The organism is Streptococcus constellatus subsp. constellatus (genome assembly GCF_023167545.1).
Lineage (GTDB): Bacteria > Bacillota > Bacilli > Lactobacillales > Streptococcaceae > Streptococcus > Streptococcus constellatus.
The window spans coordinates 480781-502046 of record NZ_AP014647.1 but is presented as its reverse complement, the minus strand read 5'-3'; the positions used below and the strand labels follow the sequence as shown (position 1 = coordinate 502046).

Annotated in this window: 22 protein-coding genes; 4 read left to right on the top strand and 18 right to left on the bottom strand. The window is 38.8% G+C overall.

Going from position 1 to position 21266, the window contains the following annotated elements:
* Nucleotides 1–64 precede the first annotated feature (64 nt).
* A complete protein-coding gene (locus SCSC_RS02520) occupies nt 65–1246 on the top strand; it encodes a DUF2974 domain-containing protein (protein WP_006269837.1) in 1182 nt (393 codons plus the stop codon).
* An 89-nt stretch (nt 1247–1335) separates the two neighbouring features.
* Here the strand turns inward: SCSC_RS02520 and metG are convergent, their stop codons facing one another.
* Nucleotides 1336–3333: a methionine--tRNA ligase gene (gene metG / locus SCSC_RS02515; protein WP_006269841.1), complete on the bottom strand. Its 1998-nt coding sequence runs from the start codon at nt 3331–3333 to the stop codon at nt 1336–1338.
* 436 nt (nt 3334–3769) lie between these two features.
* Between metG and SCSC_RS02510 the strand changes: the two genes are divergently transcribed.
* A complete protein-coding gene (locus SCSC_RS02510) occupies nt 3770–4441 on the top strand; it encodes a methyltransferase family protein (protein WP_006269831.1) in 672 nt (223 codons plus the stop codon).
* 84 nt (nt 4442–4525) lie between these two features.
* Nucleotides 4526–5353 carry an exodeoxyribonuclease III gene (locus tag SCSC_RS02505; RefSeq protein WP_006269832.1) on the top strand — a complete coding sequence of 276 codons (828 nt, stop codon included), beginning with the start codon at nt 4526–4528 and terminating at the stop codon, nt 5351–5353.
* 26 nt (nt 5354–5379) lie between these two features.
* Here SCSC_RS02505 and nth read toward each other — a convergent pair whose 3' ends face one another.
* From nth to tmk, 7 genes are all read right to left on the bottom strand, one after another.
* Nucleotides 5380–6003 (bottom strand): endonuclease III, encoded by a 624-nt coding sequence (nth, locus tag SCSC_RS02500; protein WP_006269842.1) that lies wholly within the window; start codon nt 6001–6003, stop codon nt 5380–5382.
* 135 nt (nt 6004–6138) lie between these two features.
* On the bottom strand, nt 6139–6492 hold the full coding sequence (locus SCSC_RS02495) for an arsenate reductase family protein (RefSeq protein ID WP_003034329.1): 354 nt from the start codon (nt 6490–6492) through the stop codon (nt 6139–6141).
* 17 nt (nt 6493–6509) lie between these two features.
* On the bottom strand, nt 6510–7019 hold the full coding sequence (locus tag SCSC_RS02490) for a methylated-DNA--[protein]-cysteine S-methyltransferase (RefSeq protein ID WP_006269848.1): 510 nt from the start codon (nt 7017–7019) through the stop codon (nt 6510–6512).
* Between the two features lie 11 nt (nt 7020–7030).
* A complete protein-coding gene (gene rsmI, locus SCSC_RS02485; protein WP_006269835.1) occupies nt 7031–7894 on the bottom strand; it encodes a 16S rRNA (cytidine(1402)-2'-O)-methyltransferase in 864 nt (287 codons plus the stop codon).
* A gap of 2 nt (nt 7895–7896) precedes the next feature.
* Complete coding sequence (gene yabA / locus SCSC_RS02480; RefSeq protein WP_003025601.1) at nt 7897–8214, bottom strand: DNA replication initiation control protein YabA; 318 nt, start codon at nt 8212–8214, stop codon at nt 7897–7899.
* Nucleotides 8215–8248: 34 nt separating this feature from the next.
* The gene (locus tag SCSC_RS02475) at nt 8249–9142 is read right to left on the bottom strand and encodes a DNA polymerase III subunit delta' (RefSeq protein WP_006269834.1); all 894 of its coding nucleotides are present in this window, start codon (nt 9140–9142) and stop codon (nt 8249–8251) included.
* Nucleotides 9139–9777 (bottom strand): dTMP kinase, encoded by a 639-nt coding sequence (gene tmk / locus SCSC_RS02470; RefSeq protein WP_006269846.1) that lies wholly within the window; start codon nt 9775–9777, stop codon nt 9139–9141. The genes SCSC_RS02475 and tmk overlap by 4 nt, the downstream gene beginning before the upstream one ends.
* A 152-nt stretch (nt 9778–9929) precedes the next feature.
* Between tmk and SCSC_RS02465 the strand changes: the two genes are divergently transcribed.
* Entirely contained in the window at nt 9930–10793 is an 864-nt protein-coding gene (locus SCSC_RS02465) for a YitT family protein (protein WP_003070041.1), read from the top strand.
* Between the two features lie 57 nt (nt 10794–10850).
* Here SCSC_RS02465 and SCSC_RS02460 read toward each other — a convergent pair whose 3' ends face one another.
* The 10 genes from SCSC_RS02460 to mgtA all read right to left on the bottom strand — a co-directional run bounded on the left by SCSC_RS02460 (nt 10851) and on the right by mgtA (nt 21026).
* Nucleotides 10851–11507, bottom strand: coding sequence for a CBS domain-containing protein (locus tag SCSC_RS02460; protein WP_006269836.1), 657 nt, complete (start codon nt 11505–11507; stop codon nt 10851–10853).
* 147 nt (nt 11508–11654) lie between these two features.
* Nucleotides 11655–12365, bottom strand: coding sequence for an ABC transporter ATP-binding protein (locus tag SCSC_RS02455; RefSeq protein ID WP_003070044.1), 711 nt, complete (start codon nt 12363–12365; stop codon nt 11655–11657).
* Entirely contained in the window at nt 12365–13129 is a 765-nt protein-coding gene (locus SCSC_RS02450) for an ABC transporter ATP-binding protein (protein WP_006269840.1), read from the bottom strand. The genes SCSC_RS02455 and SCSC_RS02450 overlap by 1 nt, the downstream gene beginning before the upstream one ends.
* A complete protein-coding gene (locus SCSC_RS02445; RefSeq protein WP_006269828.1) occupies nt 13129–14079 on the bottom strand; it encodes a branched-chain amino acid ABC transporter permease in 951 nt (316 codons plus the stop codon). The genes SCSC_RS02450 and SCSC_RS02445 overlap by 1 nt, the downstream gene beginning before the upstream one ends.
* A gap of 3 nt (nt 14080–14082) precedes the next feature.
* Nucleotides 14083–14952, bottom strand: coding sequence for a branched-chain amino acid ABC transporter permease (locus tag SCSC_RS02440; RefSeq protein WP_037565780.1), 870 nt, complete (start codon nt 14950–14952; stop codon nt 14083–14085).
* A gap of 383 nt (nt 14953–15335) precedes the next feature.
* Nucleotides 15336–16499 carry an ABC transporter substrate-binding protein gene (locus SCSC_RS02435; RefSeq protein WP_006269829.1) on the bottom strand — a complete coding sequence of 388 codons (1164 nt, stop codon included), beginning with the start codon at nt 16497–16499 and terminating at the stop codon, nt 15336–15338.
* 82 nt (nt 16500–16581) lie between these two features.
* Nucleotides 16582–16851 (bottom strand): DUF2129 domain-containing protein, encoded by a 270-nt coding sequence (locus SCSC_RS02430; protein WP_006269844.1) that lies wholly within the window; start codon nt 16849–16851, stop codon nt 16582–16584.
* A 90-nt stretch (nt 16852–16941) separates the two neighbouring features.
* Nucleotides 16942–17556, bottom strand: coding sequence for an ATP-dependent Clp protease proteolytic subunit (locus SCSC_RS02425; RefSeq protein WP_225791046.1), 615 nt, complete (start codon nt 17554–17556; stop codon nt 16942–16944).
* A gap of 88 nt (nt 17557–17644) precedes the next feature.
* Nucleotides 17645–18274 (bottom strand): uracil phosphoribosyltransferase, encoded by a 630-nt coding sequence (gene upp, locus SCSC_RS02420; RefSeq protein ID WP_003025639.1) that lies wholly within the window; start codon nt 18272–18274, stop codon nt 17645–17647.
* A 97-nt stretch (nt 18275–18371) separates the two neighbouring features.
* Complete coding sequence (mgtA, locus tag SCSC_RS02415) at nt 18372–21026, bottom strand: magnesium-translocating P-type ATPase (protein WP_006269838.1); 2655 nt, start codon at nt 21024–21026, stop codon at nt 18372–18374.
* Nucleotides 21027–21266: the final 240 nt, after the last annotated feature.

The following is a 21266-nucleotide window of genomic DNA, read 5'->3' as shown; positions in this document are numbered from 1 at the left end:
CTATTATAACAAAGACTTGATGAAATATGCTATACTAACAGTAAATCTACGAAAGAGAATGACTATGGGAAATATTTTTAACTATTTAGAAGACATACAATACGATAACATCTATGATCAGCCCTTTACAGAGCTGGATTTTTTGCTCCTAACCGAAATTACTTACTTAAACTACGATACAATCGTCACGGACAGTCTTGAACTACAAAAAGCGATCCGTTTAATTGATGTACCACAATATATGTCTGAAGTAAACTCCCTGATGAATACCAAACATCGCTTAAAGCTTTTGACGCAGGCTGCTATAGTGAAGCGTTATAAAAACCTCAAACTCTTTGGTTATGTAAACGATATTGATCTTGAGATGCAAAAGCAATTTGCCGCTATGGTTTATAAAATTAACTTAGACACCTATGTCATTGCTTTTCGCGGAACAGATGATTCCATTATCGGCTGGAAAGAAGATTTCCATATGACTTATATGGAACATGTCCCTGCCCAGCAAACTGCTGTGCACTACGTTCAAAAGGTTATGAAGGCATTTCCAAAAGCCACCTTTATCTTGACCGGACATTCCAAAGGTGGTAATCTAGCGACTTATGCTAGCAGCCAAGTAGAGCCTGCTTTGCAAGATAGAATCAAGCAAATCTACAGTTTTGATGCTCCAGGATTAAACCATACGATTATTGAAACAGAGGGATATCAAAGCATTGCTTCAAAAATCAAACGCTACATTCCGCAGGGCTCTATCGTCGGAATGATGCTGGAAACGCCTAAACAAGCTCACATTGTTAAAAGCGTAGCCATTGGTGGAATTGCTCAACATGACACTTTCTCTTGGCAGATTGAAAATAAGCACTTTGTTTTACTTAACACGCTCAATCCAGACAGCATTCAGACAGACAAAACTCTAAAAGAATGGGTGGATGCTGTTCCAGATGACGATCTAAAAGATTTCTTTGATGTCTTTTTCGGTCTCATTTTAGACGCTCAAATTACATCTATTGATGATTTTTTCCAACCCAACAGTATCAAAAAATTACTGACTATTGTCCAAAATGCCCAAGCCCTAACAGAACAAGAAAAAGAAATGCTGAACCGCTTAACTCGGCTCCTCATTTCAATCCGTTACCAAACTTGGATAGATGATTTTAAAACACCCAATCCAGCCACTTTTATGACCGATATGCGAGGGAATTGGGCTAGTCTGGCGGAGAGGCTTTCATTTTTAAATAAAGATGAATAGTACTTTAACTAATTTAATCAAAAAATGAATGACTAATCACATTTGTAAGACCGTCATTCATTTTTTATTCTAATATTATTCTTTCTAAATCACCCAATCAAACTACCATTTGGTACGCTTGAGTCTACTGTGAGAAGGGTCAATTGGTCCCCATATTCGGCTGAGAGAATCATGCCTTGACTGATACGCCCCATCATTTTGCGTGGCTTAAGGTTGGCTACGATTTGTACTTTCTTACCGACTAACTCTTGTTCGTTTGGATAGTATTTAGCAATCCCAGAGAGGATTTGACGATCTTCTGCATCTCCAGCATCCAAGCGAAATTGGAGTAATTTATCACTCCCTTCCACTTTAGAAACTTCTTTGACTTCTGCGACACGAATTTCCAGCTTATCAAAGTCGTCAAATTTGATTTCTTTACGGTTGAGTGTGAGTTCTATTTCTTCTGGCTTCCATTCCTTCTTAATAGCTGGCTTGCCACTTTCCATCTGCTCTTTGATATAGGCAATTTCTTCGTCCATATCAAGACGTGGGAAGATTGGTGTCCCTTTGGCAACTACTTTAATACCCGTTGGCAGTCCTGCTAAATTTAGATTTTCTAGGTCAAAATCTGCCCCCAAACCAAGCTGTTCCATGATGGCATTTGATGTGGTCATCATAAATGGCTGAATGAGGTGAGCCACCACACGCAGGCTAGCTGCCAAATGGCTCATAACTGCACCCAGTTCAGCTTTCTTAGTTTCATCTTTAGCCAACACCCAAGGTGCTGTTTCGTCAATATACTTGTTAGTACGAGAAATAATATTCCAAACTGCTTCAAGGGCGCGTGGATAATCCACGGCATCCATCTGTTTGTGGTAGATTGCGATATTTTCTGCTACCACTGCTGCCAAGTCCGCATCAAATTCTGTCACATTCTCTTTATAAATCGGCACTTGACCGTCAAAATACTTGTTAATCATAGCAACCGTACGGTTGAGGAGATTTCCAAGGTCATTGGCAAGTTCATAATTGATACGACCAACATAATCTTCTGGCGTAAAAGTGCCATCAGAACCTACTGGAAGACTACGCATGAGATAATAGCGAAGCGAATCAAGTCCAAAGCGCTCTACCAACATTTCTGGGTAAACGACATTTCCTTTAGACTTAGACATCTTGCCGTCCTTCATGACAAACCAACCATGAGCAATCAGACGTTCTGGTAATTTCAAGTCTAACATCATGAGCATGATTGGCCAATAAATAGAGTGGAAGCGTAGAATGTCTTTCCCAACCATGTGGAAGACTGTACCATTCCAGAACTTATCAAAGTTGGCATGGTCATCTTGAGCATAACCAAGAGCTGTTGCATAGTTGAGAAGGGCATCAATCCATACGTAAACCACATGCTTAGGATTTGAAGGTACTTTAACGCCCCACGTAAATGAGGTACGCGAAACTGCTAAATCTTCCAAACCGGGCTCAATAAAGTTCTTGATAATTTCATTCATACGACCATCTGGCTGGATAAAATCAGGATGAGCATGGAAAAAATCTACCAAACGGTCAGCGTACTTACCCAAACGCAAGAAGTAAGATTCTTCTGACACCCATTCAACTTCGTGACCTGATGGGGCAATTCCTCCGATAACCTTGCCAGTTTCATCACGGAAAACTTCTTCTAACTGACTTTCAGTGAAAAATTCTTCATCAGAAACAGAGTACCAGCCTGAATATTCACCCAAGTAAATATCATCTTGAGCTAAGAGACGTTCAAAGACATCTGCCACAACTTTTTCATGGTAGTCATCAGTTGTGCGGATAAATTGATCATAAGAGATATCCAACAATTCCCAGAGTTCTTTTACTTCTTCTGCCATTCCATCCACATATTTCTGAGGAGTTATGCCCGCTTCTTCTGCTTTTTGTTGAATCTTTTGACCGTGCTCATCAAGCCCTGTCAAATAAAAAACATCATACCCCATGAGACGCTTGTAACGAGCGAGGACATCACAAGCAACGGTCGTATAAGCACTCCCTATATGGAGCTTGCCAGATGGGTAATAAATCGGTGTCGTAATATAAAATGGTTGTTTTTCAGTCATTTTTTAATCCTTTCAAGGCGAATGAAACCTTTTTTGATAACACCTCATTATATCATATTTCACGGGGTTTGCGAAAAGATAGTCACCTATAGTAAACATAAATAAAATGCCGCTTTCTTACTCTGCGATAAAAATATTAGAAATGTCAGGATAACCGCTTTTAGTCAGTCTCTCGACGAACTTTTTGACAATAATTTATGGGAAGTCACGCTTTTCGACGAACTTTTTACCTATAAATCTTTTGAATTATTCCCATTCGACAACTCGTTCACAAGTAAATCTATGGAATTTGTGCCTTTCTAGCTAATTTTTACAAATAAATTTTTGTATTTGATGCTCTTCGAGTGAATTTTTGCAAATAATTTTTAGGAATCGATGCCTTCCGAGTGAATTTTTACACAGATTTTTAGTATAATGGAGCAAAGGAGGGCTAAAAATGAAAACACATCTTATTAGCCAAGTTATTCTAAAATACCTGTCTGGTCTTATGTTTTTGATTTTGCTCATTTTTATACCAGCAGGAAGTTTAGACTTTTGGAAGGGCTGGCTTCTCTTGGGATTGGTCTTTCTACCAATGCTCTTGATTGGAAGCCTTCTGTTCCTTTATAAACCTGACCTCCTCAGAAAAAGACTGGAAATGAAAGAGAAAGAAAAGGAACAAAAGCAGATCATTTTTTTGAGTGCTTTACTCTTTCTTGCTACCTTTATCTTAGCTGGTTTAGACTATCGTTTCTCTTGGTTTCAAGTTTCCAGCCGAATCACATGGTGTGCAAGTTTCATTTTTCTAGCATCCTATCTCCTCTATGCTGAAGTTCTGCGAGAAAATAACCATTTATTTAGAATTATTGATGTTCAAGACCAGCAAAACGTCATTTCAACTGGGCTTTACGGAATCGTCAGACATCCTATGTATCTAGCAACCCTTGGCCTGTTTCTGAGCATTCCGCTCATTTTAGGTTCACTTTTAGCTTTCCTTGTCATGCTTCTTTATCTTCCTATTATCAACCAGCGCATAAAAGGAGAAGAGGCTTTCTTAGAAAAGAATCTAGAAGGCTATCAAGAATACAAAAATCAAGTCACTACAAAAATCATTCCATTCCTATGGTAACAAAGAAAATGACAAACCCAAAACTCGCCTGCTTAGCCTTTTTTTGGTAAAATAGAAAAAAATGAATCTAGAAAAGGTATCTATATGAAACTCATTTCTTGGAATATTGACTCTCTCAACGCAGCTTTGACCAGCGATTCTGCACGCGCGCAATTGTCACAGGCTGTTTTACAGACTTTAGTAGGATTAGACGCTGATATTATCGCCATTCAGGAAACTAAATTATCTGCTAACGGACCAACTAAAAAACATCTAAAAGTTTTGGATGAATTATTCCCACATTATGAAACTACATGGCGCTCTTCTATAGAACCTGCACGTAAAGGTTATGCTGGAACTATGTTTTTATACAAAGAGAATCTATCTCCAAAAATAACCTTCCCAGAAATCGGTGCACCTTCTACTATGGATTCCGAGGGGCGCATCATTACGTTGGAATTTGACAATTTTTTCGTTACACAAGTTTATACGCCAAATGCCGGTGATGGACTTAAACGCCTAGTAGAACGCCAAGTGTGGGACAAAAAATATGCTGACTATCTAACAGCTTTAGACATAGAAAAACCTGTCCTTGCGACAGGGGACTACAATGTAGCCCACAATGAGATTGACCTCGCTCATCCTTCTAGCAACCGTCGCTCACCTGGATTTACAGATGAAGAACGATCCGGATTTACCAATCTGTTAAATCGTGGTTTTACTGATACTTTCCGTTACATTCACGGCGATATTCCAAATGTTTATAGCTGGTGGGCACAACGCAGCAAGACCAGCAAAATCAATAACAGTGGCTGGAGAATTGATTACTGGCTGACCAGCAATCGAATTGCAGATAAAGTAACCAAGTCAGAAATGATTGACTCAGGTACAAGGCAAGACCACACACCAATTGTATTGGAAATTGAGTTATAAAAAAAGAGGTTTCTCCTCTTTTTTTTTCAATCAAAATAGTACAACTGCGGATATTGATCGCATTTAGGATTTCTAGGATGGCAAATTTCGCGTCCAAAGCAAATCATAGCCTGATGCGCAGGCAACCATTCACTTTTTGGTAAAACTTCCATCACTCGTTGTTCAACGTCTAGCGGGGTAGCTGACTTTTTGACAATATCATGGTGTTTGCAGATTCGCTCCACATGGGTATCCACTGCAAAAGCAGGAATACCAAATCCAACACTCATGACCACATTCGCTGTTTTACGCCCTACACCAGCCAAACTTTTTAATTCTTCCCATGTATGAGGAACTTGACCATCAAAGTCATCGAGCAATTGCTGAGCACACTTTTTCAAAAATTTAGCTTTATTACGATACAGTCCCAGACGAGCGATATAGCTAGCAATTTCGCTTTCTGACGCCGCAGCCATTTCTAATGGAGTCGGATAAGCTTTAAAAAGGGTTGGTGTAACCGTATTAACCGCTGCATCTGTTGTTTGAGCTGACAATATGACCGCTACCAGCAGTTCAAAATGATTTCTAAAATTTAGGCTGGGCTTGGCATCTGGAAATAGGGCAATTATCTCCTCAATCACCTTTCGTGCACGTTTTTTTGATAAAACCATTTTTTCCCTTTCCCTTTGTTTATTAAAAATATTATAACATGAACGCCAATGATACCAAAATGTAGAGCTTAAAAAAGTGGGACAACCGTCATGGTTTCAAAGAAATCCATTTCGTCATCTCACTTCCTTTTTATTCTATAAATCTAATGTCGCATACTCTGTACGGTAGCCTATTTGCAGGATTTTCCCATCTTTTTCTAAGATCGGACGCTTGATGAGCATGCCGTCTGCTGCTAGAAGATCTGCGGCTTCCTCAATTGACAATCCTGATAGTTTGTCTTTCAAACCTAACTCACGGTATTTGAGTCCGCTAGTATTGAAGAAAGATTTAAGGCTCAAATCAGAATTTTCAATCCAAGTTAGAATCTCCTCTTTACTCGGTGTTTCTTTGACAATATCTACTGCTTCAAAGTCCAAACCCAATTGGTTTAATTCAGTTTTAGCTTTGCGACAGGTCGAACATTTTGGATATTCAATAAATCGTAACATATTTTCTCCTCCATTTATCATTTATCTAAAGCTTTCTCGTTAAGCTCAACGCCCTCATGCTCCAAAAGCCACCGTTTCTTGTCCAGCCCCCCAGCATAGCCAGTTAGTTGTCCTTGACTGCCTAGCACCCGATGACAAGGAACGATGATAGAAAAAGGATTTCTACCTACAGCACCGCCAACAGCCTGCGCAGAACGATTACCTAACTTCTTTGCTATCTGACCATAAGTAACTGTTTCTCCGTAAGGAATAGTTTGCAGATAAGCCCAAACTTGTTGTTGAAAATTTGTCCCAACAGAAGCTAAAGGAAGACTCGAAAAATCTGGACAATCTCCGCTAAAATAGTGTTCTAGCAAAAGTTCCGTTTCTTTCAAAACATCATTTTTTTCCAGAAGCAGGTTTCCTTCTTCTAAACCATGTTCAAAATATTTCTGCTGTAAAAACCAAACTCCAACAAGACCTGATTCATTAGCAACAAGAGACATTTCTCCTAAAGGAGAGAGATACATTTGTTTGTAAAAAATCATGATTTTTCTCACTATTTCGCTTGTTCATGATACCGTGCATAAAGCGAACTTTTATTCAAACCGTATTTTTTTGCCACTTGTTTGATAGCCTGATTTTTCTTTGTCCCCGCTGCTACTAACTGTTCAATCTCTACCAACAAATCCGCTTCTGACTGTTCAACCTCTTCTTCCTTAAAACCTTCTACGATTAACAAGCATTCTCCTTTGAGTGGATTTCCCGAAACAGAATTTATCACTTCGGAAATCCATCCACGCTGGTATTCCTCATAAATCTTAGTTAATTCCCGTACTAGTACTACAGAACGATCCCCATAGATACTGAGCATATTTTCTAAAGTAGCTTTGACCCGATGAGGAGATTCATAAAAAATCTGAGTTTCAGGATAAGATTTCTTACTTTCAAAAAATTCTTTCTGTTGTCCAGCCTTGCGTGGCAAAAATCCATAAAAAACATGAGGTTGCGGAGCTAGACCGCTTGCTATCAATGCTGAAATTCCCGCACTCGGTCCAGGCACAGTTACTACTGCGATTCCCTCAGCAATAGCAGCCTTGACTAAATCATGCCCTGGATCAGAAATACTAGGTAAGCCGGCATCCGAAACCTGAGCAATATCCTGCCCGCTTTTCAGCAAACGAATCAAATCAGGAATTTTTTCTTTGGCATTATGCTCGTGAAAGCTAATCTGCTTCGTCGCAATGTCAAAATGTCTAAGCAAAAGACCAGTGTTTCTAGTATCTTCTGCTGCAATGAAATTGACTTCTTTCAGAGTATTCACCATACGGATACTCATATCATCCATGTTCCCAATCGGAGTAGCCACTAGATAAAGCTTCCCATAAGGCGACTGATCTTTAAAACTTTTTTGAATCTGCATGCTTACTCCCTAAACAGCAACTCGTCACAAAACATGCATTCTGCATCATTTTCACGGCGTTGACCATAAAAATCCGTACAGACATGAAAACCATCTTCATACAACTTGCGCAGATTATCGCGATTTCTTTTTGTTTTTGGTGTTGTTGTATGCTCCACTTGGCCCAACCGCTCTCGTAATTTATCATTTTCCAAACGAAGCGCTACGTTTTCTTCTACTACGCCTTTCAGATTTTTCTTAATTGCCTCTACTTCTGCCAAAGTCACAAGCAGATTTTGAGAAAATTCATCCAGCGCATCAAATAATTCTTTTTTATTCATCCCCACTACCATTTTCCTATGCTAATACAGCACATCAGATTCTTTCTTGTAACACCATATATTCGAGTGCATTTTGAAAACTAACATTTGCTTGCCACATTTTCCTCGCTGTAAATATACCGTCTAAATAATAGCGTCCACACTCTGTTTCCATCTCTTTAGCAAATAAAATTTCCAGCACCTTCAAAGCCTGTCCTTGCTTTTCCTTATCATCAGCCAGACCAGCTAACTTCGCAACCTGCAAATAGGCGATTGCTTTTTGATTCAAGCAAAAAGATACAAAACATTCACATTCATTAACTAGTTCAAAAAATGATGAACTAGCTGCCAAACGCATAGCTTCTTCTTCCGTCTGACTGTAAACCGTCAACAATTCTGCTTGCGTCTTCATCACTCCAGCTTGTTCTAATTTCTCTAGTAAATAAGGACTATTTTTCGGAAAATAAAATCGCTGCGCTCGACTTTTAATGGTCGGCAAAATAAGGTTTTCATCTGCCGTCAGTAAAAAAATATACACTTCACTTTGCGGCTCTTCAATCACTTTCAGCAGTGAATTAGCCGCATTGACATGCATTTTTTCTGCGTCACAAATGATAAAAACTTGCTTGTTGCTCTCAAATCCAGACTGCGAAAAATTGCGTACCAATTCTCTGACTCGCTCTGTCTTTATAATATTATTGATTGGTCGAACAACCGTCACATCTGAAAAATCCTCTGCCTCAATCAAGCAGCAATTTCGACATTCACCACAGGGTAAGACACCATTTTTATTGGTACAAAATAAACTCTGTGCTAAACATTGAGCCATCTCAAAACTACCGAAAGCTCCTGTAAACAGATAAGCATGATTTAGACGATCCTGTCTTAAAATTTCTTCAAAACGCTCAAACAAGACTGGCTGTAACTGAGCTAATTCTTCTATTTTCATTTTAGACTCTCAACATGCTCTGCTAGCACTGCTACCGTATCGGAAATTACTTTTTCAAGTGGCTGACTGGCGTCAATCCTTTTCATACGATTTGGCTCTTTTTCAAGAATAGATAAATATCCTTCACGGACTCGTTTATGCCATTCCACACTTTCTTGATCTAAACGATCTGCTCTCCTATCCTTACTCTTAGCGATGCGGGCTAAGCCTTCTTCTGCTTCAATATCAAAATAAAGAGTCAAATCTGGCTTCAAACCGTCTGTCGCAAAATTATTTAGCCAGTCAATGTCTGCTACCTTAAGCCCGCGACCAAATCCTTGATAAGCAACAGAACTATCAATAAAACGATCTACTAACACAAGCTCACCGCGGTTCAAGGCTGGTACGATGCGCTCTACCAAATGCTGCCTGCGGCTAGCAATATAAAGTAGCAATTCTGTTTTTTCATCGATTTCTGTATGCTTAGGATCTAAAATAATATCACGGATTTTTTCAGCAACCGCTACTCCACCAGGTTCTCGCGTTGTGATAAACGCCTGCCCTTTTGTTTCTAAAATAGGAATCAAAGCTTCTAAAACACTTGATTTCCCTGCACCATCTGGTCCCTCTAAAGAGATGAACATTCCTTTTGACATAGTAACTCATTTCTAATTTTTCTATTCTCTATTTTATCAAAAAAAGAAAGAAAAATCACCGACAAAAAAACTTTAAAAATTAGTTTCAAAATTGTACATAAGCTTTCAAGATTTGATACAATAGAGTGTGCAGAAACTATTAGGAGGTTATCATGTCTAAGTTTAAAAACTATCTGACGATTATTCTAGGAGCTGGAATTTTTGCTTTCGCCATCAATTATCTGATTATTCCAAATCATTTGTATGAAGGGGGCGCGACTGGGGTGACTCTCATCACATACTATTTACTTAAAATTCCCGTTTCACTGATGAATCTCATCATCAACATTCCTCTTTTCATCATTGCCTGGAAAGTCTTTGGCTCACGGCTATTATACTCTAGCATCTTAGGAACCTTTGCAGTCTCTGGTTGGCTGACTATCTTTGAGAAAATTCCTTTCGTGATTAACCTTGAAGGCGATCTCGTAATTGTAGCGCTCCTAACAGGGGTTATTGCTGGCGTTGGATTAGGAATTGTTTTCAATGCTGGTGGCACCACTGGTGGTACGGACATCATTGCTAGAATCGCTAACAAGTATACGAACATCTCCATGGGAAAATTGATGTTTACTGTAGACTTCTGCGTCCTTATTTTCACTGTACTTGTTTTTAAAGATGTTCGCCTAGTGACTTATACCTTGATTTTTGTCTTTATCGCTTCACGAGTGATTGACTTGATTAGTGAAGGCGGTTATGCTGGTAAAGGATTTATGGTGATCACAAATCATCCAGAAGAGTTAGCAAAGAAAATCGATGAAGATCTCGGCCGCGGAGTTACTTTCATCAATGGACAAGGTTACTATAGTGAAAACAACTTAAAACTCATTTACTGTGTCGTTGGACGGAACGAAATGCAAACGATGAAAAATGTGATTCATAGTGTTGATCCACGTGCCTTTATTACGATTACAGATGCTCATGAAATCCTGGGTGAAGGCTTTACTCTAGATGCTAATAAACAACCACTTCAAAGATAATAACTATAAAAAAACGCATGCTACTAGTTTTTACTGATTCCATGCGTTTTTATTTTGTTATAAAGCTTTTGCTGAAGTACGGGTTATATCCTCAACCTGAATGTCTTTATCTTCAAATTTTGCTTTCAAAGCTAGCAAATCAATATCACCATCGATTTGCACTTCAATAACAACTTTCCCATCTTTTCGTGGAATATTGACAGCATTAGAGATATTAAGATTTTCTTCAACAATTAAATGCACAATTTTTTCCAACACACCGACTTCATCTTCTGTAATGAAGCGGACACGAATGCCTTCTTCTCCATAGCCAGCAATTTCCAGAAAGGCTCTAAAAACATCACGATCTGTAATGACACCATAAACTTGTTGGTTATCCACAACTGGTAAAATTCCAATCTTGTTTTTTAACATTAAATAAGTTGCATCTTCCAAGCTAGCGAATTGCGACACTGTCACCACATCACGAATCATGACATCTTTGATTTTGGTCTTGTTTAACAAATAATTCATCTCATAAATAGACAAACTTGTTGCTTTTGAAGGACTTGCTTCTGCAATCGTTCCTTCAGTCACCAAACCGACCAATTGGTCATTTTCAATCACAGGAAGTCGATGCAATCCCTGCTCACGCATAATATCAGCAGCATGTGCTACCGTCGTGTCTGGACTAATGTACACCACTTTTCGTGTCATAAAATCTTTAACTGCCATGGAAATCTCCTTTATCTCTGATTTTTCAGTTCTATTATACTGTATTTTTCAGCTTATTTCAAACGCTTTCAAAGTCATTGTTCCGCTTTCCAATAATAAATTAGTGAATAAAAAAGAAGCAGAAAACCACTTCTTTTTGTCCTCGTTTCACCCACCAAGATAAGCTTTGCGAACTTCATCAGAAGCGAGCAATTCTTTTCCTGTGCCAGACAAAACAATGTTTCCTGTTTCTAAAACGTAGCCACGGTCAGCAATTGAGAGCGCTTTATTAGCATTTTGCTCAATCAATAAGACAGTTGTGCCTTGCTTTTGAATATCTTGAATAATATCAAAAATTTCTTGGATGAAAAGAGGAGCCAATCCCATTGAGGGCTCATCTAAAAGCAAGAGTTTAGGAGTAGACATGAGAGCCCGTCCCATGGCAAGCATCTGCTGCTCACCTCCAGAAAGAGTTGCAGCATCTTGATTCTTACGCTCTTCCAAACGCGGAAAACGTGAAAAAACTTTCTTTAGATTTGCTTGATTTTCATCACGATTTGTTTTCAGAAAGGCACCCATTTCCAGATTTTCCATAACGGTCAAACCTGAGAATACATGGCGTCCTTCCGGTACCTGAGACAGTCCTGCCGCCACAATTTTCTGAGCAGGAACTTTCTGAATTTCATTTCCTAAAAACTCAATTTTTCCTGAACTTGGGCGAACCAGTCCTGAAATTGTCCGAAGAATCGTCGTTTTTCCAGCACCATTTGCACCAATAAGAGAAACAACTTCTCCTTCGTTGACTTCAAAACTGACATCTCGGACTGCCTGAATCATGCCATAATGAACAGAAAGATTCTCAACTTTTAGCATAGACATTAGGCTCCACCTCCCAGATAAGCTTCGATAACACGTTTATCATTTTTAATCTCATCAGGAGTCCCATGTGCAATCAACCGACCATATTCTAATACATAGATTCGCTCGGTTACTTCCATGACGAGGCTCATATCGTGCTCAATCAACATAATTGTGATTTGAAATTCATTTTTAATACGACGGATTAACTCTGTCAATTCTGCTGTTTCCTGCGGATTCATTCCCGCAGCAGGCTCATCTAAAAAGAGAATTTTGGGTTCTGTTGCTAGAGCACGCACAATTTCCAACCGCCGCTGCTGTCCGTAAGCTAAATTTTTAGCAAGAGTCTCTGCTTCTCCGTCTAAGTCAAAAATTTTCAGTAATTTGAGAGCTTTCTCACGCAATGCTGCCTCATTTTTATAGAAAGTTGACAAACGAAAGAAGCTAGCAAAGACATGTGCTTTATGATGATTTCCAAAAGCAATCAGGACATTATCTAGCACTGTCAAATCCTTAAATAATCGAATATTTTGGAATGTGCGACTAAGCCCTAACGAAGCAATCTTATAAGGAGCTTTACCATTGATCAAATGGCCATCCAAAGTCACACTTCCCTCACTTGGTTCATAAACACCCGTTAACAAGTTGAACAACGTTGTTTTCCCTGCACCGTTTGGACCAATGAGACCAACTAATTCCCCATCATTCAGCTCCAAGGTTACATCACCAACAGCGGTCAGCCCGCCGAAATTTTTTGTTAGATTTTTTACATCAAGAAGCGCCATTAGTTGACCTCCTTATCATTTTTAAAAAAGCGTGAGAAGTTCAATTCCCAAGTACCAAGAAGTCCACCTGGTCGGAAAATCATCACTAAAATCAAAGCAAGAGAGTAAATAATCATACGAATACTTGCCACATTTTGTAGCACCATGTTTAAGATGCCTAAGAGAATTGCTGCAACAATAGTACCTGTCATAGAACCAAGACCACCAAAGACCACGATAATCAAGACATTGATACTATTGATGAAGGTATAATCTTTCGGCACAACAGAACCAATAAATCCAGCCTGAAGTGAGCCTGCAATACTAGCTGTTATAGCTCCGAAGACAAACGCAACCACTTTAATTTTAGTAGTGTTGACCCCTACAGATTCTGCCGCAATTTCATCTTCACGAACTGATAAGGTTGCTCGTCCAATTGGGCTACGGAAAAAATTGATGGTCAAAATAGTTGTAATAACTACAAAGAAATATACCATTTGCCAATTGGTAAAGGCAGGAATACCCAAGATACCCGCAGCTCCATTGGTCAAATCACCACCGTTAATGATTAAAATGCGAATGATTTCAGAGACCCCAAGCGTTGCAATCGCTAAATAATCACCTTTCAAGCGAAGAGTAGGAATCCCGACAATCAAAGCTACTGTTCCTGCAATCACCGCTCCTAATACCATAGCTGCAAAAAAGGCCGGATAAGTAGCTGATTTCGAGCCAATAATCGCAGCTGCATAGGCGCCAATTGCCATAAATCCAGCATGTCCCAGAGAAAATTGACCTGAAAAGCCAACAATCAAATTTAAACCTACTGCCAAAATGATGTTAATACCAATTTGTTGTAAGATTTGTAGATAAAAATCATTCAAAACTCCGGCACTAGCAAGCAAGGTAATCAACCCATACCCAGCAAGAAGGAGAACAAACCATAAAATATTTATTTTTAAATTCTTCTTCATAGCTTACACCTTCTCTTTCACATTCTTACCAAGAATCCCTGCAGGACGAACGAGTAAAATTAAGATTAAAATACCATACACAATCGCATCACGGAAATCTGACATACCAAAAGCTGTTGCAAAGGTTTCTAACAAACCAATAACAAAGCCTCCTAATGCTGCTCCGGGGATAATGCCAATCCCACCAAGAACTGCAGCAACAAACGATTTCAGCCCTGGAGTCATTCCCATCAATGGTTCAAGGGAATTATAATAAAGCGCAATGAGCACACCTGCCGCTCCTGCCAAAGCCGAACCCAAAGCAAAAGTGAAACTAATCGTACGATTGACATTAATTCCCATTAGTTGCGCCGCATCGCTATCGACCGAAACTGCCCGCATGGCTTTTCCCATTTTTGTTTTTTGAACGATGACTTGTAACAACACCATTAAAATTAGGGAAACAGCCAAAATCATTAATTGGATATTGGTGAGACTAATCGGTTCAAAACTATAACGAACCGTTTCAATCACTTGGGGGAACGAACGAGTATTGGCTCCTACAAAATACACCATCACGTACTCCAAGAAAAACGAAACACCAATTGCAGTAATCAAAGCTGCAATTCGAGTCGAATTTCTCAACGGGCGATAAGCCAAAAATTCGACTAGTACGCCTAAAGCCGCTGTCCCAATCATTGCAAAGATTAAGGCAAGGAAAAAATTAAGATGAAGGAAATTTATCAAGAAATACCCCATAAAAGCACCCATCATGTAAATATCTCCATGAGCGAAATTGATGAGTTTGATAATTCCATAAACCATGGTATAGCCGAGAGCGAGCAAAGCATAGACGCTCCCTAAAATTAGACCATTAACAAGTTGTTGGAGCATGGCCACCACACTTTCTAAATATAATATCGACGAAAGGATGATGTGGTGATTCACATCTTTCTTATCCTATCGCAAAAAAAGAGTGAGTAAATCGCGGTTTCAAAGAAATTGGTTCTCCTTACTCTCTATTCCAAGTTTGAGCAAAAGAAGTCGTCAGTTCCTTTTTCTCACCTTATAGCTGATTGATGTTAAACAATTTAAGACAGATCTAGCAGTTACTCTATCTTACAAATCATAATGAGCTACATTCTTAAAACTAAGATATCTATCCTAACTACTTCTTTTAATCCACATAAAGAGAAGTAACTATCTACGATGTCCACCATAAATAGTTACTCTTCTATACACTATAAAATATATTTTAAGCAGTTCTTTATGAAAGATTATGGCTTAACTGTTTCAGCTGCTGTGACTTTCCCATTATTCATGGTCATCATAAAGGCTGTTTTAACAGTGTTATGATTCTTGTCAAAGCTGGTATCACCTGTTACACCTTCAAAATTCTTTGTCTTGGCAAGATTGTCTTTGATGTCAACAGATGTTTTCGCACCCTTGGCGGCATTGGCAACAAGATAAACAGAATCATATGCTAGCGCTGCAAATGTTGAAGGTTCTTCATTGTTGTATTTAGCCTTGTAAGCTTCTAGGAATTTCTTAGCTTTCGCTGAGACATCAACTGTCGAAGAAAAACCTGAGATGTAGTAGATATTTGAGGCTTTGGCTGGAGTTGCTTGTTGGACAAATTCCTCACCATTAAAGCCATCACCACCAACGATTGGTTTATCAATTCCCATACCACGCGCTTGATTGACAATTTTACCAGCTTCAGTATAGTAACCAGGGATGACAATTGCATCAAAATCTTTCCCTTTCATCTTGGTCAAAGCTGCTTGGAAGTCCGTATCACCAGCGACAAATTTTTCATCTGCAACAATCTTGCCTTTATACGCATTGCGGAAAGCTTTTGCGACACCTTTAGCATAATCACTTGAATTATCCGTATAAAGCACAACTTTTTTCGCTTTTAACGTTTCTGTGACATACTTAGAAATAATCTTCCCTTGGAAACTGTCTTGAAAAGTCCCAATGAATAAATACTCTTGATTTTTTGTCAAGCCATCTTGAGTAGCACTAGGTGAAATCAACGGTACACCTGCTTTTGTCGCATTAGAAACAGCTGCTGCCGTTGCACCAGAAGTCGCAGGTCCTACAACTGCATTGACTTTCGATTGGGTTACTAAGTTGGTCGTTACAGAAGCTGCTTCTGCTGTTTCAGATTTATTATCTTTGTCCACTACTTCTAGTTTTTTTCCGTCAATACCACCTGCTTTATTGATTTCTTCAACTGCAAGCTGAGCGCCTTTTTGCTCGGCTGTACCATAAGCAGCTGTTGCGCCTGTCTCTTCAAAGTTAAATCCAATTTTAATCGTCTTATCAGCAACTTTTGTACCTGTTGCATTAGATCCACCTGACTTCACTTCCCCACAAGCGGCAAGAAGAGCAACGCTTGCAAGAGCAACAAATGATAGCGCAATTCTCTTTTTCATATTCTTAACTCCTTGTTTCAAAATAATATGTTAAGAATATACCGAATTATCTGACAATTGTCAAGTAGTCAACAGAATTTTTTTACATGTTTACGTTTTCCTTCTCTCTAAACAAACTTCCAACGAAGTCTGTATCCAATTCTTGAATATGACAAACCCGTACTTGTTTGACATATTTTTCCTTAGATAGTTTCTCAACAATACCATCTACTTGCACAGTATCTACATACAACTGAAGATAACGATGCTTTTTGGAATGATAGACAATATCACCAATGGACGCAATTCTTTTTATGTCACGATTATAATATAAATAGACAATGATACCTGTTCGTTCTTCTTTTTTAAACATGAGTTTTCTTTCTAATATTTTTTCATTTATAAGTATATCAAAAAAATGCCCATCAGAGGACATTTTTTTCAGATAATAGCAAATAGAGCATTAGTTCAAGTTGTTATTTGCCATGATTTCATCAATGAAACCATAATCTAGTGTTTCTTGAGCACTCATCCAGTAGTCACGTTCAGCATCTTTATGAACTTGCTTAACGGTCTTACCAGAGTTATCTGCAAGAATTTTTTCCAAATTGTTTCGAGTTTTCAGCAAATGTTCAGCAGCAATCGCCATATCGGTTTGTTGCGTACCGCCACCAGTTCCACCCATTGGTTGGTGAATCATGTACTCTGCATTTGGCAACATAAAGCGTTTGCCTTTAGCACCACTTGAAGCGATGATTGTTCCCATGGACGCAGCCATTCCCATGACAATTGTTTGAACATCTGATTTGATGAAGTTCATTGTGTCGACAATCGCTAGACCCGCCGATACAGAACCTCCTGGCGTATTGATATAAAGATAAATATCCTTTGTACTATCTTGAGCATCTAGGAAAAGCAGTTGGGCAATAATAGAATTGGCCATGTTATCTTCAACTGCTCCAGTTAGCATAATAATGCGATCTTTTAAAAGACGTGAGTAAATATCGTACGAGCGTTCCCCACGGCTTGTTTGTTCAATAACTACAGGAATCATTGTATTCTCCTTTTCATCTGATATTTTAATCTGACCAACAATTCTTAGTAAGATTTTTCAAATATGAGACTATTATAGTCTTTTGGTCAAAAAAGGTCAAACATAAAACTTATTATTTTGTACCAAAAAGACGATCTCCTGCATCTCCCAATCCTGGAACGATGTAGCCATTTTCATTCAAGTGATCATCAAGGGCTGCCGTAAAGATTTCTACGTCTGGGTGAGCTTCTTGTAAAGCTTTCACGCCTTCTGGAGCCGAAACAAGACAGACAAATTTAATATTGTGTGCTCCACGTTTTTTCAGTGAATCAATAGCTAAAATAGCTGAGCCACCTGTTGCTAACATCGGATCCACTACGAAAATTTGACGTTGGCTAATATCTTCCGGTAATTTCACAAGGTATTCAACTGGTTTCAAAGTTTCTTCATCACGATACATTCCAATATGTCCGACTTTAGCAGCTGGTACAAGACTCAAAAGACCATCTACCATACCAATACCTGCACGTAAGATTGGGACAATAGCTAATTTTTTACCAGCTAGTTGTTTTTGAACTGTCTTTGTAATGGGTGTTTCAATTTCCACATCTTCTAATGGTAAGTCACGTAAAACTTCATAACCCATTAGCATAGCAATTTCATTTACTAACTCACGAAAAGCCTTGGTAGATGTATCTGTACGGCGTAAGATAGACAATTTATGCTGAATGAGCGGATGTGCGATCACTTGAAATTTTTCCATGATTGGTGTTCCTTCTTTCAATTTATTCTTCTTATTATAACAAAAAAACATAAAAAAGGCTTATAATAAACAAGCCTTTTCAAAGATTACCAAGTCCTTATAACCATTCGTGGTATTTTTTTATATATAAATGCTTCACAAATGTAACACTTGCCATATACAATACCATAATGAGGATTAGGAATAAGAAATACATCCCATTTAATGGAGTGACTTTTAAAAGAGCTGCAAAAGGACCGTAGGGCAATAAAGTCACAAAGAAGACTGCCGCTAGAGTGGTCATGACTACGGATAAAGCCGGTCTACTTTGAATAAATGGTAATTTGGGTGAGCGCAACATATAGATAACCATCGTTTGCGTCCACATGGACTCAATAAACCAACCTGTTTGGAAAATCGTAATGAAATTACTAGACATACCATGATGATAAACAGACCCTGTTATCATTGGTGCAATAATAAAGAACAAAATTAAAAAGGTTGTACAGTCAAAAATAGAACTAATTGGACCAATCCAGGCCATGAAACGAGTAATGGATTTTGCACTCCAAATGCGAGGCTTTTGCAAAAATTCACGGTCTACATTGTCAAATGGTAAAGCGATACAAGAAATATCATAGACCAAATTCAACACAATCAAATGAATCGGTGCCATAGGCAAAAATGGTAAGAAAATACTTGAGATTAGCAAAGAAAAGATATTTCCGAAGTTGGAACTCACTGTCATCTTGATGTACTTGGTCATGTTGGCATAGACTTTGCGACCTTCCACCAAGCCTTTTTCAAGCACCAATAAGTCTTTATCTAACAGAATAACATCAGCTGTTTCTTTTGCAATATCAACAGCTGTATCAACTGAAATACCTACATCAGCTACTTTCATAGAAGGAGCATCATTGATTCCATCACCCATATAACCAACCTTGTGCCCGTTTGCTTTCAGTTGTAAAATGATGCGCGCCTTTTGGTCAGGCGATAATTTAGCAAAAACAGTTGTGGTTTCAACAACTCTGCTCAATTCTTCATCCGACATCGTTTCAATCATAGAGCCTAGCAAGATGTTCTTTGCATCTAAGCCAACCTTCTCACAAACTGCTTCTGTAACTTTTTCATTGTCACCTGTTAAAATTTTGGTAGCTACGCCATACTCGGCTAATGCTTTAATAGCAGGGGCTGCTGACGGTTTTGGTGGATCGAGAAAAGCAAGATAACCTGTCAGAATCATGTCAGACTCATCTTTGACCGTGTATTCATAATCAGCATCCAAGTCCGAACGATAACTGACTCCCAGCACACGCAGACCTTGCTCATTTAACTGTGCGACTTCTGCTAAAATTTCTTGACGGATTTCTTCTGTCAAGGGAAGAATGTTCCCTTTATATTCGACAGAATTTGAAATAGTCAACATTTCTTCTAAAGCACCCTTTGTCACCATGCTAACGACATTCTCATCATCTCGAACCAGTACACTCATACGACGGCGTTCAAAATCAAAAGGTAATTCATCAATCTTCTTAAAAGCTTGGTCTAAATTGCGAACGATTTCATGCTTTTCAGCTTCTTTTTCTGTCCGATTGATAATGGCACGATCCATCAGGTTTTTTAACCCTGTTTGATAATAAGAATTTAAGTAAGCCCGACGAAGCACAGCCAAATCAAGATCTCCATGAATATCAAGTGGATACTCCAAGACAATCTCATCTTGTGTCAATGTCCCTGTTTTATCCGTACAAAGAATATCAATTGCTCCTAAATCTTGAATGGCATTGAGTTTCTTGATGACAACTTTTTCTTTTGCCATAAGAATTGACCCCTTCGCTAAGCTTGCTGTGATGACCATAGGAAGCATTTCTGGCGTCAAACCGACACCAACACTGAGTGCAAATACACCAGCTTCTAGCCAATCCCCATCTGTCAGACCATTGATAAAAAAGACAATAGGTACGAGTACCAACATAAGACGAATCAACAACCATGAAATACTGTTCATTTCTCGTTCAAATGAAGTTGGTTCATCATAAGTGTTAAGCGTTTGCTCAATAGCTCCCATTTTTGTGTCGTCGCCAACAACAAGCACAAGCGCGATAGCACGACCAGAGATTACATTGGTTCCCATAAAGGCAAGTGAGTCAGATTCAAGTAAACTCTCAGTTTCTTTTATCTCACATTTATCCAGTGCCATTTTTTCAACAGCGTCACTTTCACCTGTCAAACCTGACTGTTGTACGAAGAAGTCGCGCGAATCCAAAATTAGCACATCTGCTGGCAACATGTCTCCTGCACTCAAGCGGATAATATCTCCCACCACTAATTCTGTAATCGGAATTTCTTGCTCTTTTCCCTCACGAACAACTGTCACTGTATTGACAATCATACGCGAAAGATTACTGGCAGCTTTGTCACTCCGCAATTCTTGCACAAAGCGAATACTACCAGACAGCAAGACAAGGACAACAATAATGATAAACGTTGTCGGATCTTCTTGCCCTGGCTTTGCCAGCCAAACATTGGTAACCAAGGACACCAATGCAATGAGTAAAAGAATAACGGTAAATGGGTTGATAATAGACTCATAAATTTTTTTAACAATTGAATCTTCTTGCCCTTTGGTCAATTCATTTTCACCGTATAGATCGCGATTTTCTTCTACTTGCTCCTCTGTCAAACCCAATCTAGATGTGTTGAAAAATGTCATCGTATCCACTACAGACATACGAAGAGCATCTGTTAATCTTTCTTTTGCTGTTTTCACTGATTTTCTCCTCTATATAAGATACATCCGAGTGACAAAATAGCTGCATACAGCCTTTTTACTCAGATGTCATTCATTTGCTAGAGTCGATTCCAAGGGAGCGTGAGGAATGCTCAGATATGGTAATCGACTGTTTTCCTGTTGACTCGGGTGATCATCATTCGGCATATTCTCCACCCCTTTCCCTTGCATTTTTTCTTTAAAAAATCAGCTCAAAACGATAAAATCCTACCATGAAAA

Coding starts and splice junctions, on each gene's coding strand:
- SCSC_RS02430 (WP_006269844.1), bottom strand. CDS start 16,851: ATGTTTAAAAAAGAAGAACGAACAGGTATCATTGTCTATTTATATTAT.
- SCSC_RS02510 (WP_006269831.1), top strand. CDS start 3,770: ATGAAAACACATCTTATTAGCCAAGTTATTCTAAAATACCTGTCTGGT.
- rsmI (WP_006269835.1), bottom strand. CDS start 7,894: ATGCAGATTCAAAAAAGTTTTAAAGATCAGTCGCCTTATGGGAAGCTT.
- SCSC_RS02495 (WP_003034329.1), bottom strand. CDS start 6,492: ATGTTACGATTTATTGAATATCCAAAATGTTCGACCTGTCGCAAAGCT.
- SCSC_RS02455 (WP_003070044.1), bottom strand. CDS start 12,365: ATGTCTATGCTAAAAGTTGAGAATCTTTCTGTTCATTATGGCATGATT.
- SCSC_RS02475 (WP_006269834.1), bottom strand. CDS start 9,142: ATGAAAATAGAAGAATTAGCTCAGTTACAGCCAGTCTTGTTTGAGCGT.
- SCSC_RS02440 (WP_037565780.1), bottom strand. CDS start 14,952: ATGCTCCAACAACTTGTTAATGGTCTAATTTTAGGGAGCGTCTATGCT.
- nth (WP_006269842.1), bottom strand. CDS start 6,003: ATGGTTTTATCAAAAAAACGTGCACGAAAGGTGATTGAGGAGATAATT.
- metG (WP_006269841.1), bottom strand. CDS start 3,333: ATGACTGAAAAACAACCATTTTATATTACGACACCGATTTATTACCCA.
- SCSC_RS02435 (WP_006269829.1), bottom strand. CDS start 16,499: ATGAAAAAGAGAATTGCGCTATCATTTGTTGCTCTTGCAAGCGTTGCT.
- yabA (WP_003025601.1), bottom strand. CDS start 8,214: ATGAATAAAAAAGAATTATTTGATGCGCTGGATGAATTTTCTCAAAAT.
- SCSC_RS02450 (WP_006269840.1), bottom strand. CDS start 13,129: ATGGCGCTTCTTGATGTAAAAAATCTAACAAAAAATTTCGGCGGGCTG.
- SCSC_RS02465 (WP_003070041.1), top strand. CDS start 9,930: ATGTCTAAGTTTAAAAACTATCTGACGATTATTCTAGGAGCTGGAATT.
- SCSC_RS02490 (WP_006269848.1), bottom strand. CDS start 7,019: ATGATTTTTTACAAACAAATGTATCTCTCTCCTTTAGGAGAAATGTCT.
- tmk (WP_006269846.1), bottom strand. CDS start 9,777: ATGTCAAAAGGAATGTTCATCTCTTTAGAGGGACCAGATGGTGCAGGG.
- SCSC_RS02445 (WP_006269828.1), bottom strand. CDS start 14,079: ATGAAGAAGAATTTAAAAATAAATATTTTATGGTTTGTTCTCCTTCTT.
- upp (WP_003025639.1), bottom strand. CDS start 18,274: ATGGAAAAATTTCAAGTGATCGCACATCCGCTCATTCAGCATAAATTG.
- SCSC_RS02460 (WP_006269836.1), bottom strand. CDS start 11,507: ATGGCAGTTAAAGATTTTATGACACGAAAAGTGGTGTACATTAGTCCA.
- SCSC_RS02505 (WP_006269832.1), top strand. CDS start 4,526: ATGAAACTCATTTCTTGGAATATTGACTCTCTCAACGCAGCTTTGACC.
- SCSC_RS02520 (WP_006269837.1), top strand. CDS start 65: ATGGGAAATATTTTTAACTATTTAGAAGACATACAATACGATAACATC.